Origin of the sequence: Microbacterium sp. 2FI (assembly GCF_005502885.1) — a bacterium.
Classification (GTDB): domain Bacteria; phylum Actinomycetota; class Actinomycetes; order Actinomycetales; family Microbacteriaceae; genus Microbacterium.
The window spans coordinates 325,104-339,294 of record NZ_SCMR01000001.1; the positions used below are offsets into that span (position 1 = coordinate 325,104).

Here is a 14,191-nt window from a genome sequence, read left to right on the forward strand (position 1 = left end):
TCGCGTGCCTACGATGGCCACAAGGGAACGAGGAGGCGTGATGGTCCAGGTGCGCGTGGCAGGTGTCGCGCTCGATGCCTCGGGCCAGCACGTCCTCCTGCTGAAGCCCATCGACGAGATCCCCGGCGACGGCATGGTGCTTCCCGTCTGGATCGGGCAGATGGAGGCGACCTCGATCCTCGTCGCCGTCGAGAAGGCCGCTGTGCCACGGCCCCTCGCCCACGACCTCATGCGAACTCTGCTCGAGACGCTGGGCGCAGAGGTGACGCGAGTCGAGATCTCGCGCATCGACGACGGCACGTTCTACGCCGACATCACGCTCGCCACGGCCCTCGGCGATCGCATCGTCGACGCGCGACCCTCGGATGCCGTGGCCCTCGCGTCGCGCGTGGGCGCGGCGATCTGGGTGGCCGACGCGGTGATGACCGAGGCGGGCGTTCCCGACGTGCTCACCGAGAACGACGCGGCGGCGAGCCTCGACGAGTTCAAGCAGTTCCTGGACGAGGTCGAACCTGAGGACTTCGAGGCCTGAGCCCGTCGGTGACAGGCGCGTCAGGCGACCGCAGCGACCCGCTGCGGGGCAGTTGCGGGGAAGAGAAGGCGCACCAGTGCCCACCCGAGCGCCGCGCCGACCAGCTGTGCCCCGATGAACGGCAGCACCGAAGCCGGGGCGATGCCGGCGAACGTGTCGGAGAACATGCGCCCGACCGTGATGGCCGGATTCGCGAAGCTCGTCGACGACGTGAAGAAGTACGCCGCGCCGATGTATGCGCCGACCGCCGGCGCGGCCAGATGAGATCGCCCGGTGCGTACGAGCGCGAAGATCACGAGGATCAGGCCCGCTGTCGCGACCGCTTCGGCCAGGAGCAGATGCCACCCGGAGCGCTCCGTGGTGCTCCACGTGACCGCGGGCGCCGCGAACATCAGGTTCGCAAGAACCGCGCCGGCGATACAGCCGAGCACCTGCGCGGGAAGGTAGGTCGCTGCCGTCGACCACTTCTTGCGGTGCAGCGCGATGTCGACAAGCGTCACGACGGGGTTGAAGTGCGCGCCCGAGACCGCCGCGAACACGAGAATGAGCACGCCCAGACCGAGGGCGGTCGCGAAGGCGTTCTCGAGGAGCTGCAGGCCGACGTCTCCCGGAGAGAGGCGCTGGGCGGCGATGCCCGAGCCGACGACCACTGCGGCGAGTCCGGCGCTGCCGAGGAACTCACCCGCGACCGCGCGCACGGTGCGGCTCACGGCGCGAGCGCCTGCGAGATGCGGTCGAGTGCCCCTGGGACCAGCGCGTAGTAGGCCCACGTTCCGCGCTTGGTGCGCGTGAGGAAGCCGGCGGTCGTCAGGACCTTGAGGTGATGCGAGACCGTGGGCTGGCTGAGTCCGACGGGATCGATCAGATCGCACACGCACGCCTCGGCGTTCGCCGAGGCCGCAACGATCGACAGCAGACGCAGTCGTGCGGGGTCGGCGAGGGCCTTCATTGTCGTCGCCAGCTGCTCGGCCTCGGCGGCGGTGATCGGCTCGCGTACGAGTGACGTGCAGCACGCGTCGGCAGAGACGTCCGTGACCGGGAGCATCGTGGGCATGCATCGATGATAGTCGATATTGACATTCATCGATAGACGGATACAGAATCGAACATCGAAGTTCATCGATATTCCGGAGGATGCTGTGACCCTGCTCGATCTGACCCCGCGAATCACCCACAACGATCGTACGGCGACGCTGCCGGTGGCGATCATCGGCGCGGGGCCCATCGGTCTCGCTGCGGCGGCGAACCTCGTCGAGCGCGGGATCGACTTCGTCGTCTTCGAAGCCGGCGATCAGGTCGCGTCGAGCATGCGGTCGTGGGGACACACCCGGCTGTTCTCGCCGTGGAAGCACCTCGTCGATCCGGCATCCCGACGCCTGCTCGAAGCGCAGGGCTGGGAGCTGCCCGATCCGGAGCGCGCGCCCACGGGGTCGGAACTGGTGGAGAAGTACGTCGGACCTCTGGCAGAGCTCGACGCGATCGCATCGCGCATCCGCACCGGTGTCGAGGTCATCGGCGTCAGTCGCGAGGGCATGGATCGCACGCGCACCCGCGCACGCGCCGCGACGCCGTTCGTGCTGCGCACCCGCGCGGCGGACGGCAGTGCCGACGATATCGTCGCCCGCGCGGTCATCGACGCCTCGGGCACCTACCGCTCACCGAACCCGCTGTCCTCGAGTGGACTCGAGCTGCTCGGCATGGCTGATATCGCCGATCGGGTGACCCCGGCGCTGCCGGACGTCCTCGGCCGCGACCGTTCGCGGTTCGCCGGCCGCCGCGTGACGGTGGTCGGGGCGGGGCACTCGGCGGCGAACACGTTGCTTGCGATCGTCAAGCTGGCGCGTGAAGAGCCCGGCACGAGCGTGACGTGGCTCATCCGCAACGCCCAGGCGGTCCGCGTGTCGTCCTCGCCCGACGACGAGCTGATCGGCCGCGCGAACCTCGGCAGTCGCGTCGACCGCGCGGTCGAGCGTGGCGAGATCGAGGTCGTCGACGGGTTCGAGATCATCCGCGGGCGCCGATCGGCAGAGGGCGTCGAACTGATCGGGCATCGCCGCGGCGAGGTCGTGACGCACGCGACCGACGTCGTCGTCAACGCGACCGGGTTCCGCCCCGACCTCGGGATGCTGCGCGAGATGCGACTCGAGCTCGACGACATCGTCGAGGCGCCGAAGCGTCTCGCGCCGCTCATCGACCCGAACGTGCACTCGTGCGGCACGGTCGAACCGCACGGCTTCCGCGAGCTGACTCACCCGGAGCAGGGCTTCTTCATCGTCGGCATGAAGTCGTACGGCCGCGCGCCGACCTTCCTGCTCGCCACCGGCTACGAACAGGTCCGCTCCGTGGCCGCGTGGATCGCGGGCGACACCGCATCCGCGGCCCAGGTCGACCTGGTGCTTCCGGCGACCGGCGTCTGCTCCACGGATCCCGGCTCGGGCGGCGGATGCTGCTCGTGACAGGCATCCGTGCCAGGGCAGCCGCACCGGCTGCATGAGTCTGCCGGCTTTCGAATCGTGGGCACGCGCGAGCGGATCGCGCGGTCACAGAAGGGCGCGCACGCCGGGCAGTGGCGCGCCACCGTGCTGATCGAACGGCGGAGCGTCGCGAACGGTCAGGGCTGACCTCTCCGACTATCGTCGCAGGGCACCAAGGAATACCCCATAGGGGTACTCTGGTTTCTGAGGCATTATGCGCGCACAATTCGTTCGGCGATCGCAGCAACCGGTGGTCTCCCGCCCGTTGCTCCTCACCGTGCTGTTCGCCGCGCTCGTGATCACGGGCCTGCTGGGAATGCACACGCTGACCACTGCGCACGCGCAGCACTCGGTCGCCGTCTCGACGGCCACGGTGACGGCGCACGTCGATCCTGTGCACGCCGACCACCTGCACGCCGAGGCAGCGACTCCCGACACGCACGGTGACGAGGGCTGCGCCGATTGCGGCTCGAGCGGCTCGCATCACGCGATGTTCATGGCGTGCGTCCTCGGCCTCCTGGTGACGATCCTGCTGGTCTCTCGCGTGAAGCCCGCACTCCTCCGCGTTCGTGGATCGGGTACCGTCGCACGCTTCCTGCGCGCGGTCGTCCTGCCCCCTCCGAGGCCGCCCTCTCTCGCATACCTTTCGATCAGTCGCACGTGATGGCAGCCGATCCCGGTCATCGACGCCGGGATCGCGCCCTGCCCGCGCTCCGGGCAGATTCACCGATTCGATCTCAAAGGACAGAGGAAATGAAGAAGACTCGCAAGGCCGCGTTCGCGGCCGCGCCGGTGGTGATCGCGCTCGCGCTCGCCGGCTGCACGATGAACGCAGGGAACGGCGACGGGATGCCGGGTATGGGGTACGGGAGCGATTCGTCGTCGCCACCCGCCGCTGCCCGGGAAGAGTCCAACGCCGCGGATGCGATGTTCGCGATGATGATGATCCCGCACCACGAGCAGGCGATCGAGATGAGCGACCTGATCCTCGCCGAGCAGGGCGTCGATCAGCGCGTCCTCGATCTCGCCCAGCAGATCAAGGAGGCCCAAGGCCCCGAGATCGAGCTGATGAAGAGCTGGCTCGATGACTGGGGCATGCCGTCCTCGGGCGGGATGGGCGGCATGGACCACGGTGACGGCATGATGTCGGACGACGACATCGCGGCTCTCGATGCCGCGGAGGGCACAGCGGCGGAGCGCCTTTTCCTGGAGCAGATGATCGAGCATCACGTGGGCGCCATCGAGATGGCCGAAGACGAGCTCGACGACGGGGCCGACCCCGATGTGCTCGCCCTGGCCCAGCAGATCATCGCCTCGCAGACTGCCGAGATCGCCACGATGCAGGAGCTGCTCGAGCCATGACCGATCCACACGCGGTTCACGACATGGCCGGCGGCGACCCAGATCACGCCGCGCCGGCGGCTCACGACGGCGGGCACAACGCCCATGCGGGCCACGGCGCCGACCACGTCGCGCAGTTCCGGCGCCTGTTCTGGATCAACCTGATCCTCGCCGTCCCGGTCGTCGGATTCTCGAGCATGTTCGCGATGCTGATCGGCTACACGCTGCCGGAGTTCCCCGGGGTGAACCTGATCTCGCCGGTACTCGGAACGGTCATGTATTTCTGGGGCGGCCGTCCGTTCCTCGCAGGCGCGGTCGGTGAACTGCGAGCCAGAACGCCCGGGATGATGCTGTTGATCGGCCTCGCGATCTCCGTCGCCTTCGTCGCCTCCTGGGGCGCGAGTCTGGGGCTCCTCGATCATGAGCTGGAGTTCTGGTGGGAGCTCGCCCTCCTGATCGTGATCATGCTGCTCGGCCATTGGATCGACATGCGGTCGCTGGCACAGACCACGTCGGCGCTGGATTCGCTCGCGGCGCTTCTGCCTGACGAGGCTGAACGCGTCGACGGCGATCAGGTCGTGACCGTGTCGCCCTCCGAACTTCGGGTCGGCGACGTCGTCGTCGTGCGACCGGGCGGGAGCGTGCCGGGCGACGGAAGGATCGTCGACGGGCGCGCGGAGATGGACGAGTCCATGGTCACCGGAGAGTCTCGGACCGTCACACGCGGCATCGGCGACGCGGTCACAGCGGGCACGGTCGCCACCGACTCCGGACTCCGTGTGGCGGTCACCGCCACCGGCGACGAAACCGCCCTCGCAGGCATCCAGCGGCTCGTCGCCGAGGCGCAGAACTCCACATCGCGCGCTCAGCGGATCGCCGATCGTGCAGCCGGATGGCTCTTCTGGTTCGCGCTCGTCGCCGCCGCGCTCACGGCGATCGTCTGGACGCTGCTCGGCGACCCCGACGCCGCCGTGGTCCGCACCATCACGGTGCTGGTCATCGCCTGCCCTCACGCGCTCGGTCTCGCGATCCCGCTCGTCGTCGCCATCGCGACCGAACGCGCGGCCCGCGGGGGAGTGCTCGTCAAAGACCGGCTCGCGCTCGAGCGCATGCGCTCGATCGAAACGGTGCTCTTCGACAAGACCGGCACGCTCACGAAGGGCGAACCGACGGTCACCGACGTCGTCGCAGTCGGCGACCTTGACGTCGACGCGATCCTGACCCTCGCGGCGGCCGCCGAGGCCGACAGCGAGCATCCGCTGGCGAAGGCGATCGTGCGCGCGGCCGAAACCCGCGGACTCGCCGTGAGCACGGCATCCGCATTCTCATCCTCGCCCGCGGTCGGCGTCGTCGCGATGGTGCAGGGACGGCAGATCCGGGTCGGCGGGCCACGCCTGCTCGAGGAATCGGGGGTGCGTGAGGTCGCCGCTGCTGCGGAGTGGCGTGAGGAGGGCGCGATCATCCTCCACGTCGTGCGCGACGGCGTGGTGATCGGGGGTGTGAAGCTCGCCGACGAGATCCGCCCCGAGTCGCGCCAGGCTGTCGATGCCCTCCACAGGCTCGGAGTCCTGGTGGTCATGATCACCGGCGACGCCGAAGCGGTCGCGCAGTCCGTGGGCAGTGATCTGGGCGTGGATCGCGTCTTCGCCGGGGTTCGACCAGAGGACAAGGCCGCGAAGGTCGCTGAGCTGCAGCACGAGGGCCGACAGGTCGCGATGGTCGGAGACGGCGTCAACGACGCACCGGCGCTCGCGCAGGCCGATGTCGGCATAGCGATCGGCGCCGGCACCGACGTCGCGATCGCCTCGGCCGGTGTCATCCTCGCCAGTGACGACCCGCGCTCCGTGCTCTCGGTGATCGAGCTCTCCCGCGCGAGCTACCGCAAGATGAAGCAGAACCTGTGGTGGGCGGCCGGCTACAACCTGATCTCCGTACCTCTCGCAGCGGGTGTGCTCGCGCCGTTCGGGTTCGTGCTGCCGATGTCGGTCGGCGCCATCCTCATGTCGCTGTCCACGATCGTGGTGGCGCTCAACGCGCAGCTGCTCCGGCGCCTGGACCTGCGACCGGATACGAGCGCGCGGACCATTCTCGGTGGTCGAACGTGATCGTCGGTGCGTCGCGCGCCCATCTCATGCAAGCCGCGTGCGCGTCGCGCGCAGGGCCCAGAGAATGGCGACGACGTCGATGGCCTCTTGCAGCCAGGCGCCGACGATGGCGGGCACGAGGCCGAATGCAGCCAGCAGCATGAGGATCAGACTGAGCCCGATGCCGATCCAGATCGCCTGCAGGGCGATGTCGACCGTGCGTCGGCCGATCGTGACAGCATCCGCGATCCGTCCGATGTCGTCGGGAAGCACGACGATGTCGGCTGCCTCGCTGGCGGCGGTCGCGCCGCGGGCGCCCATGGCTATCCCGATGTCGGCCGCCGCGAGCACCGGCGCGTCGTTGACGCCGTCGCCGACCATGGCGATCGGGCGCTTCCGAGCGTGGGAGACGAACGCGACCTTGTCGATCGGCAGGCAGTTCGCGTGGACGTCGATGATGCCGACCTCGGCGGCGATGTGATCCGCGGTCGCACGGTCATCCCCGGTGAGCATCGCCACGTCGTCGACGCCGGCCGCGCGCAGAGCAGCCACCGTCGTCGCGGCATTCGCTCGGACCTCATCGCGGAAGACGAGCACCCCCGCGAACTCTGCGTCGATCGCCACGTACGTCGCCATTTCGCCGCTGGCGAGCTCCGCGCGAGCGATGGCGCGTCCGACGTGTCGATCGATGAAGTCCCGCTTGCCGACCGCGACGACGCGCCCTGAGACATATGCCGTGACGCCGCGTCCGGTCGCCTCTTCCGCGTCTTCGGACTCGAGGAGGGTGATCCCTCGATCGCTCGCGCCTCTCAGGATCGCCCGCGCCAGTGTGTGCGTCGAGTTCGATTCCACGGACGCGGCGAATCGAAGCAGCGAGTCGGTCGACCGGTCGTCCTCGGTGCGGACCTCGACGAGGGCCGGCTCTCCTCGGGTCAGCGTTCCGGTCTTGTCGAAGGCGAACGCGCGCACGCGATGCAGCTTCTCGAGAGTCGAGCTGCTGCGGATGATGACGCCGTCGCGAGCGGATCGGCTCATGCCGGCCATGAACGCCACGGGGGCGGCGATGATCAGCGGACAGGGCGTCGCCACGACCAGCACCTCCGCGAAGCGTGCGGGGTCGCCGGAGAGCCACCACGCGAGCGCGGCGATCGCGTAGGCGGCGAGGGCGAACGGCAGCGCGAAGCGATCGGCCAGTCGCACCATGGGGGCTTTGCTGTTCGCGGCGCTCTCGACGAGGGCGACGATCTGCTGGTATTGACTGTCCTTCGCGGTGCGGGTGGTCTCGAGGGTGACGGATGCCGAGCCGTTGATGCACCCGCTGAGGACTTCGTCTCCCGCGACCTTGTCCACGGGCAGGCTCTCACCGGTCAGCGAGGATTCGTCGAAGACGCCTGAGCGGTCGATGAGGAGGCCGTCGACGGGCACCACCTCGTTCGCCCGGACCAGCACCCGATCCGTGGGAACGATGTCGCCGACCCCCACATCCTCGATTGTTCGGTCGGGTCGCACGCGGTGCGCGATCTGCGGGTTCCGGGCCAGCAGGTCGGTCAGGTCTCGTCGCGCGCGGTGCTCCGCGTAGCTCTCGAGTGCCTGTCCCGTCGTGAGCATCAGCACGATGACCAGTGCTGCCCATGTCTCTCCGACGAGAACGGCGGCGACGATCGCCGTCACGGCGATGATGTCCACGCCGAATGCGCCGGTGCGCAGCATCCGGACCATCGCCCACGCGGAGCGAGCGGCCATGAGGATCACGTAGGCCGTCACGATCCGCTCGCCTGTCGCGGGACCCGCGCTGAGCGAGAGCGCGCCGCCGAGTATCGCTACCCCTACGGTGGCCGCAACCCAGGGGAATCGCCGAATCACGGTTGCGGCACGAATCGCACCGGCCGCGGCGCGGTTCGTCCCCACGGGTTCGGCGACAGGGGCCGCAGGCACGGTCATCGAATCGACGTCCGCTCTCAGGCGATCGGGAGCGGGACGAGTCCGTTCGCCCATTCGCGGGCGCGAGTCTCCTCGCCCTCGACGAGCCGATTGTCGAGCCCGACGAGGAAGTCGGAGTGGCTGTCGACCTGCGCGAGGCGCTTGCGGAGTCCTTTCGCGATGGCCTTGCATGCGTCGCCGGAGAAGATCCACGGAATGTCCGCGCGTGTGGAGAAGACGGCGAAGTGGGGATCGCCGACGAGCATCATGCGCGCGAGCCACTCGCGCACGCCGGTGGCCTGAGCCATCGGCTCGAGCAGCAGATTCTTGGCCGGGTCCGCCGCCCACGCGACGGCCTCGTTGCGCGACGTCGTGCGGGGAAGGCCGTGTGCATGTGTGGGGGCGCCCACGACGACCAGCGCGTAGTCGCTGAGATCGGCGGGAGCGTCGTAGGCGAGGCTCACGGTGACATCGACTCCCGCAGACCTGAGCCCATCGGCGATGGCTTCTGCGATCGTGCGGGTGTTGCCGAACATGGATTCATACACGACGAGTGCGTTCATGGCGTGCTTCCTTCGCTGGACCGGTGATCCTGAGTCTCATCGGCTGCGCGGACGCGACATGGGTCGAACGTCCCGTCGAGTGCGCCGCGTTCGTGACGATGCGCTCCTACTCGAGGTCCTCACTCGACGGGTGCGTACTGAGCGTCTCAGTCGTCGGAGTCGCCAGGTGGCAAGGTCGACTTCCTGCGCTCGAGCCGCCAATGGATCTCGTGGGTGGTGGGATGCCGCCATTCGCGCATCCGGTACTCGAAGCCGGGGAGCAACACGATCGGGATCGGGCCGGGCGATGCCGGTGCGACCACTCCGACGACGATCTTCGCATCCGAGGGGATGAACGGTGATTGGGCGGGGATGGGTTCGGTGACTACCTCAACAGGTTCTCCATACGGGCGCGGCATACCCATGACGGTACCCGCAATGCCGCGAACAGGAGGGCTCACCGTATCGGTGAGCCCTCCTGTTCGCGGGGTGTTGCGTCGGGTCAGGAGGTCGCGATGCTGACGTCGTCGATCAGCAGGCCGTCGCCGGCGACGAGGCTCGGCTGCGCCACGCCGCTGAAACGGAACAGCAGCGTGTCGGTCTTGTAGTCGCCCTCGCCGGTTGCCTCGTAGTAGGCCTCGAACGTGGTGTTCTTGACGGGCTTGCCGTCGACCTGGACCGAGAAGACGTCGTTGTTGGTCGACTTCTTCGTGTCAGGCTTCTTGATGAGCTTGAGCTTCACGGTATGGGGCTTCGTGACGTCCAGGTCGCTGGCCACCACCTTGGTGTCCCAGCGGAGCTCGCCTGCAGCGTCGAAGGACGACCCCTGAGTCACCAGGTTGAGACCGGTCGTCGTGTGCTCGATCGCGAGGAAGCCACCGCGACCGCCCTGACCGTTGTCGGGGCTGACGGTCACCCGCAGGCCGGGCTGCAACGCGACGGGCTCGAGCACGAAGGACGCGGTGAAGGTGCTCGCCGCTCCGGACTCGGTAGCCGGGAGGTCGAGGGTGGGGCTGAACAGCTGGTCGCCGAAGCTGCCGGACGTCACCGCGTTGGTGACCCGCAGCGCCGGGTCGTAGCCGTCGGTGATCGTGGCGTCGTAGCCACCGGTCATCCGCCAGGAGTCGGCAAGCGGCTCCGTCGCCGTGTCGATCGTGACTCCGGTGAAGTCGGTGAGGTAGGGGCTGGTCGCGGCCAGAGCAGGCGACGCCGCCAGCGCGAGCGCGGAGGATAGCGCGACGACAGCGACGGCTCGGGACTTCTTAGTGTGCAAAGTGACAACTCCATGGTTGGTGGGATGGCAGGCGCGGCGAGGCTATCGGTCTGCTCGTTCGGAGCCGCTGCCGCTCCGCATTCCGCGAGGCGGTGAGCTCAATGCCTGACGGTGTCGGCACTTACTGAGGCATCCTATCAGCAATCTATACGCACGCAAACGGCACATAGCGGCGTGATAGAGACGCGATACGGACTCATCTAATGGCGGAACGATGCACGAGGATCGCTCGGAAGGCCGCGCTGCGCACCGCTGCTGCTGTCACCTCAGTGAATCAGCGATCGGCCAGGGCGGAGTCTCGGGGCCGCGGAATGCCGAAGCACGAAGCCGTCACGCGGAATCGATGGACGAAGAATCCCATCAAGACACGGGATCGGTGTGGCGGAGGATAGGGGATTCGAACCCCTGAGGGCTTTCACCCAACACGCTTTCCAAGCGTGCGCCATAGGCCACTAGGCGAATCCTCCACGGCCCCGGAGGGCCGTAGACATCCTACCCCGACCTGGTCGGTGCCTTTGCCGCAGTGCCGCCCCCGGCGTAGACGCTGCCGGGTCGCACGATGAGCGATCTCGGAGCGATGACCGCGAGCACGCGCCGAGACGGCGGTGCGGCGGCGAGGAGCGTGGCGCGGACTGCGGTCGCGGCATCCCCGGTCGCATCGCCCAGCCAGAAGTCGCGCCCGCCGGCCGTCGGAGCATACGACGCCCGCTCGATGGCGGTGAGCAGCACCGCGACGGCATCGGGCGGGGCTCCCTCGTCGATGAGTCGCGCGGCGAAAGCCCGCGGCGACTCGCTCGCCGGCACCGCGATGCCCACGTCGATCGCGGCGTCCTGAACCATCGTCCACGCCGATGCGGCGTCTCCGCCGGCCGCGGCCGAGAGCAGCTGACGACGACGTACCTCGCGCCACACGGCGGGCAGTGCGAGCAGGAACAGGATGCCGATCACCACACCCGCCATCGGCAGGGGGTTGGCAGCCCCGACCGCCGGTCCGGATGCCTCGTCGTCGCGCGGGTTGAGGAGGTCGTTCGGGTTCGCCCCGGGCGTCGACGTGGGGGTCGGCGTCGCTCCGGGGGTGGGGGACTGCGGGTCACCGGCCTGACCGGGGAGCGCGGCAGCGGGGGAGAACGAGGTCGGATTGCCGAGGCCTGCGGTGGGCTCGAACGGAATCCAGCCGATGCCCTCGAAGTACACCTCGGGCCACGCGTGCACCAGTGAACTGTTCACCGTGAAGACGGGCTTTGAGTCCACGATCTCGCCATTGGCCGTGCCGGGAAGGTAGCCCACGACGATGCGTGACGGCATCTCGAGCGTGCGTGCCATGAGCGCGAACGCCGATGCAAAGTGCACGCAGTACCCCTCGCGCCGTTCGAGGAACTGTCCGACCGCCTCGGCGCCCGAACCATCGAAGCCGTCTTCGACCGGCGCCTCGAGCGAGTAGCGGAACGCGCCGCCGCGGAACCAGCTCTGCAGCTTCACCAGCGCGTCGTAGTCGTTGGTCGTGCCGGCCGTCTGTTCGAGTGCGAGCTCGAGGATGTTCGCCGGAAGATCGGAGGGGAGCTCGGTCGTCTCGTCGCGCGCGTCGGCGGCGACCGCGTCAATGGCGCGGATCTGCTCGAGCGTGGGTCGAGGCTGATTCGTCACCACCTCGTAGGTCTGTCCCTGCGTCGAGCCCGCCTGAGACATGACGGTGCGGTTGTACGGCACAGCGCCCCATCGGCCGTCGAGTCCCGTCACCGCGACGGCGGGGTACGACACCGGCAGGTAGGTCGAGTTGAGGTTGAGCACCTCGATGCTCGTCGTGTACACCGATATGCGGATGTCGGCGTCGAGGTCGAGGGGACCGAGTGCGTAGTCGGCTTCGAGGGGCACGGTGCGCACGCGATCGGGCTCCCACACCCCGCCCTCGAAGCGCGACAGCGTCGTCGCGCGCAGGTAGGGAGAGGTCGGGGCGTCGCTGCGCACGAGCAGCACGTCGACCTCCTGCGGTCGCCGCAAGTCGTCGCCGAGCTGCAGCGTCGCGTCGATTCCGTGGCCCGGGCCGAGTCCTGAGCCGGCGCGGAGGATCGGCTGGGGGAAGAGCGGCGTCGCGACGACGGCGATGACGACGGCGATCGCGCCGATCCCGATCGCGGTCGCAGGCACGCCCGCACTGCGCTCGGCGTCCCGTTCGAGCGGCTTCTCGCGGGACCGCGTCTCGAGTCGGATGAGGAAGAGGATCGAAGCTGCGAGGAAGACGAACGCCATCACATCCACGTCGGTGGGCACGGCGATCGCCGGGATCAGCGAGACCGCAACGATCCCGATCGACGCGAGGAGCGGCATCCGCGCCGTCACGACGACGTGGTCGATGATGATCGCGAGCAGGCCCATCGCGCCGACGATGAAGAACGACAGCGAGACCGTCGACTCGAGGGGAGCGGCTCCGAGAACGATCTCGTCGACGCCGTCCTGATACAGACCCGGAACCGCGCGCACGGTCTCGGGCGTCGGGATGAGCCAGAGCATCGCCGAATCGCGGAAGAACACGATCGACATGAACCCGACCCACACACCCGCCTCGATGAGGCTCACGGCGACGGCGGGCAGACGGAAACTTCGAGCGATGAATCCAGCGGCGAGGATCAGGGCGGCGAGGACGACGGCGCCGAGCAGCCACGCGCCGGGTTCGACCACGCCGAGAACGGGGAGGAGCGCGGCGACGAGAGCCGCAAGAATGGCGACGGCGAGCACCCACTCGCCGCCTCGCAGAGTCGCGGCGCGCCGTTCAGCCGACGACATGACTCACACCCCGGCCGACGGCACTCGACCACGCCACGGCGATGTCGGCCTCGGGATCGATCGCGGCGACGCGCCAGCCGTGGTCGGCTGCGCGATCGAGCGCGTCGCCCACCGGTGCGACCGCCATCAGCATCGGCAGCGCACTGTGGTGCGCGACCGGGCCGATGAGGGCGGCGTCGGCCGGATCGAAGCGCCCCGCAATGAGGATCACGGGTCCGGTCATGACTCCCGCGAACAGGCGCGACAGCTTGGCCAGGCTGTCGTCGCGGCGTGCGGTGAGCGTGGCGAACTGCGTGAGCAGGGCCTCGACCTCGACCATGTCTCCGCCGTCGATGCGCTCGACGAGCACGGTGCCCTCGGTGTCGATCACCTCCACCGCGTACCCGTCGTGGACGAGGCGTGCGACGGCCGAAACGCATACCGACACCGCGGTCTCGAAGCCGGGGTCGGCGCCCGGCGCCTGCATCGCCTCGACCGACCACCGCAGCACGCACAGATCGAGCACGACGCTCGCTTCGGGGGTGGACTCCTGCTCCTCCTGCCGCACCATCAGCTCGTCGCGGTGCGCGGTCGCGCGCCAATGGATGCGGCGCATCGAATCGCCCGACACGTAGGGCCGCGCGACGAGGTTGTCGGCGCCCTGCCCGAGTTGATTGGTCGTGGTGTGGAGGGTGCCGCCCGCAGCGCCCGCGAAATCGGTGAGGGGCGGCAGGTCGACGATCGCCGGTGCCACGACGACCGAGGTGCGCTCGCCGAAAACGGTGCTGCGCCTGGCCAGACCGAAGGGGTCGCTCGTTCGCACCCGGAGCGGCCCGATCGAGTGGATGCCGCGCTTCACACCCCGAACGGTGTACGAAAGGTCGACGACGCGTTCGCTGCGCCGGAGCCCTGAGCCCAGCGCCGGGAAGACGCCCTCGGCTCTTCCGGAGAGCCCCTTCGGCAGAGCGTCGTGCCAGGTGCCCGGAGGCGTCGGAACGGCGGTGCGCACGCCCGCCCGCACCGAGACGAGCGCCTCGCGCCCGACCGTCGCGACGTCGGGCGAGAGCGAACGCGTGACCCTGTCGGAGCGTCGGGTGAGGTAGAGCGACGCGACGCTCGCACCGACGACGGCGAGCAGCAGGATGCCGAAGTACATCAGTTCGACGACGCCGATCTCGCCGGCGAGCACGAAGCAGACCACAGCGAGGACGAGCGCGCCCGTACCTCGCACGGTCAGGGGCCACAGGCGTCTCATCGCGGTACCG

At 68.9% G+C, this 14,191-nt stretch carries 13 protein-coding genes and 1 tRNA gene; 5 read left to right on the forward strand and 9 right to left on the reverse strand.

What is annotated here, in order from left to right; all coding sequences use genetic code 11:
- Positions 1–40: 40 nt before the first annotated feature.
- A complete protein-coding gene (locus tag FFS15_RS01515; protein ID WP_137843223.1) occupies positions 41–532 on the forward strand; it encodes a bifunctional nuclease family protein in 492 nt (163 codons plus the stop codon).
- Between the two features lie 20 nt (positions 533–552).
- Here FFS15_RS01515 and FFS15_RS01520 read toward each other — a convergent pair whose 3' ends face one another.
- Positions 553–1,242 (reverse strand): MIP/aquaporin family protein, encoded by a 690-nt coding sequence (locus tag FFS15_RS01520; RefSeq protein WP_137843224.1) that lies wholly within the window; start codon positions 1,240–1,242, stop codon positions 553–555.
- Positions 1,239–1,586, reverse strand: a complete 348-nt coding sequence (locus FFS15_RS01525; RefSeq protein ID WP_137843225.1) for a metalloregulator ArsR/SmtB family transcription factor — start codon at positions 1,584–1,586, stop codon at positions 1,239–1,241. The genes FFS15_RS01520 and FFS15_RS01525 overlap by 4 nt, the downstream gene beginning before the upstream one ends.
- An 85-nt stretch (positions 1,587–1,671) precedes the next feature.
- Between FFS15_RS01525 and FFS15_RS01530 the strand changes: the two genes are divergently transcribed.
- The 4 genes from FFS15_RS01530 to FFS15_RS01550 all read left to right on the forward strand — a co-directional run bounded on the left by FFS15_RS01530 (position 1,672) and on the right by FFS15_RS01550 (position 6,452).
- Entirely contained in the window at positions 1,672–2,988 is a 1,317-nt protein-coding gene (locus FFS15_RS01530) for an FAD-dependent oxidoreductase (protein ID WP_137843226.1), read from the forward strand.
- A gap of 268 nt (positions 2,989–3,256) precedes the next feature.
- Positions 3,257–3,670 carry a DUF6153 family protein gene (locus FFS15_RS01540; protein WP_137843227.1) on the forward strand — a complete coding sequence of 138 codons (414 nt, stop codon included), beginning with the start codon at positions 3,257–3,259 and terminating at the stop codon, positions 3,668–3,670.
- Positions 3,671–3,759: 89 nt separating this feature from the next.
- Positions 3,760–4,368, forward strand: a complete 609-nt coding sequence (locus FFS15_RS01545; protein WP_137843228.1) for a DUF305 domain-containing protein — start codon at positions 3,760–3,762, stop codon at positions 4,366–4,368.
- A gap of 23 nt (positions 4,369–4,391) precedes the next feature.
- Entirely contained in the window at positions 4,392–6,452 is a 2,061-nt protein-coding gene (locus FFS15_RS01550; protein WP_249353653.1) for a heavy metal translocating P-type ATPase, read from the forward strand.
- Between the two features lie 24 nt (positions 6,453–6,476).
- Here FFS15_RS01550 and FFS15_RS01555 read toward each other — a convergent pair whose 3' ends face one another.
- The 7 genes from FFS15_RS01555 to FFS15_RS01585 form a co-directional block, all read right to left on the reverse strand.
- Entirely contained in the window at positions 6,477–8,372 is a 1,896-nt protein-coding gene (locus tag FFS15_RS01555; RefSeq protein ID WP_137843230.1) for a heavy metal translocating P-type ATPase, read from the reverse strand.
- Positions 8,373–8,389: 17 nt separating this feature from the next.
- Positions 8,390–8,914 (reverse strand): flavodoxin domain-containing protein, encoded by a 525-nt coding sequence (locus FFS15_RS01560; RefSeq protein WP_137843231.1) that lies wholly within the window; start codon positions 8,912–8,914, stop codon positions 8,390–8,392.
- Positions 8,915–9,060: 146 nt separating this feature from the next.
- Positions 9,061–9,312, reverse strand: a complete 252-nt coding sequence (locus tag FFS15_RS01565; RefSeq protein WP_137843232.1) for a hypothetical protein — start codon at positions 9,310–9,312, stop codon at positions 9,061–9,063.
- Between the two features lie 83 nt (positions 9,313–9,395).
- A complete protein-coding gene (locus FFS15_RS01570; RefSeq protein WP_137843233.1) occupies positions 9,396–10,166 on the reverse strand; it encodes a hypothetical protein in 771 nt (256 codons plus the stop codon).
- Positions 10,167–10,545: 379 nt separating this feature from the next.
- Positions 10,546–10,633: transfer RNA gene (locus tag FFS15_RS01575), tRNA-Ser, on the reverse strand.
- Between the two features lie 25 nt (positions 10,634–10,658).
- Entirely contained in the window at positions 10,659–12,947 is a 2,289-nt protein-coding gene (locus FFS15_RS01580) for a DUF3488 and transglutaminase-like domain-containing protein (protein WP_137843234.1), read from the reverse strand.
- Positions 12,934–14,181 carry a DUF58 domain-containing protein gene (locus FFS15_RS01585; RefSeq protein ID WP_137843235.1) on the reverse strand — a complete coding sequence of 416 codons (1,248 nt, stop codon included), beginning with the start codon at positions 14,179–14,181 and terminating at the stop codon, positions 12,934–12,936. The genes FFS15_RS01580 and FFS15_RS01585 overlap by 14 nt, the downstream gene beginning before the upstream one ends.
- Positions 14,182–14,191: the final 10 nt, after the last annotated feature.